1 protein-coding gene is annotated in these 1,402 nt (G+C 41.6%); it reads left to right on the top strand.

Annotated features, from left to right (window positions below):
• The first annotated feature begins 456 nt into the window (after positions 1–456).
• Positions 457–864, top strand: a complete 408-nt coding sequence (locus ACCI51_RS19390; protein WP_143730614.1) for a GFA family protein — start codon at positions 457–459, stop codon at positions 862–864.
• Positions 865–1,402: the final 538 nt, after the last annotated feature.

Here is a 1,402-nt window from a genome sequence, read left to right as displayed (position 1 = left end):
AAAAGATGATAACACGCCAATAATTGGACCTGCTGGTACAATACATTTATCGCTTAATGATTTGGCGTTGTATGCTGATGAACATCTTCAAGGCATACAAGGGCGTTGATCCTACCCACAAAAGAGAATAGTTTCAGCGTCTACATCATCCAAACCTTAATAGCTATACTTATGGCTGGGTAATTGGTCCACCGGAAGAGTTAGGTGTTGGTAATGTTCATTGGCACAACGGCTCAAATACTATGTGGTATGCATTGCTTGTAATTTTACCAGATATCAATGCCGCGATAGCCATAACTTCTAATGACGGAAACTTTAAAGTTTCCGAGTATTCTGCTTGGGAAATAGTCAAGCGTTTAGCAAAACCGTTAGAGATTGCACATAAAGAATCTATGAGCTTGGACGCTATAAAGAGCACCGGTTATTGAGGCTTTATGTGAGCACAAGGAAAGAGCTATGGGCGTAAATCTGAAAGAGATTGATGGAGTAAAAATTCAGCCAAAACACTTAGCCTCATGTCACTGCGGCTTTGTAAAAATTGAACTGGATCTACCTGATGGTCTTATTGATCTTCGGCGTTGTGATTGCTCTTTGTGCCGCAGGAGAGGTGCAATCGCCGCATCAGTATCGCTAGATGGCATTAATGTCTTAGAAGGGCAGGAACATTTAAAGCTCTATCAATTCAATACTAATACAGCGAAACACTATTTCTGCGGTAATTGCGGTATTTACACACATCACCAAAGACGCTCTAATCCTACTCAATACGGTTTCAATGTGGCGTGCCTGGAGGGTGTAAATCCTCTCAAAATCGGTGGTGTCCCAACATACGATGGGGTAAACCATCCGGCGGACCGAGGGTAACTCACATAACAATCAGCGGCAGAGCGACAGCCAACGCTGGGCGTTAAGTTTACAGAAATACTATGGATTTAAGCTGGAACCCATTTCCTGAGTATCGAAACTTCTCTTTTAATGCGATCCATGACGACTCGGAGGGTTTTCGAATACTTTTAGAGGCTAACTGTGACAGGTTCTCTAATAAGCAAGCATTACGTATAAGGTTTCCGCTGGCTGGCCCTATGTACTACCACCGATCAGATGAAAGCTTTTTATTATCGCCTGAAAGTACGATAGGTAATCCAGGCGTTACATTTCAGCGAACAAGAGCATCAGATTTAATTGAGCGATTTCACATGTTTAGCTGCAATATTTATCGAGAAGATTCTATTGTTCATTATTGTATTTATACTGATAATGAGTGTATTGAGGTTCTATCAGTAGTTGAACCCATCTGTGAAAATTTGTGGCACCAGAAAACTTAACCCTAGATTGCCAGCATAAGTGACACACGTTTACCCACCAAAAATTCCAGTGGGCTCAAGTAATTTAACACCTTCCT

It is taken from the genome of Microbulbifer echini (genome assembly GCF_041447225.1).
Lineage (GTDB): Bacteria > Pseudomonadota > Gammaproteobacteria > Pseudomonadales > Cellvibrionaceae > Microbulbifer > Microbulbifer echini.
The sequence above is the reverse complement of the archived record's forward strand: the minus strand, read 5'-3'. Positions and strand labels throughout refer to the sequence as shown.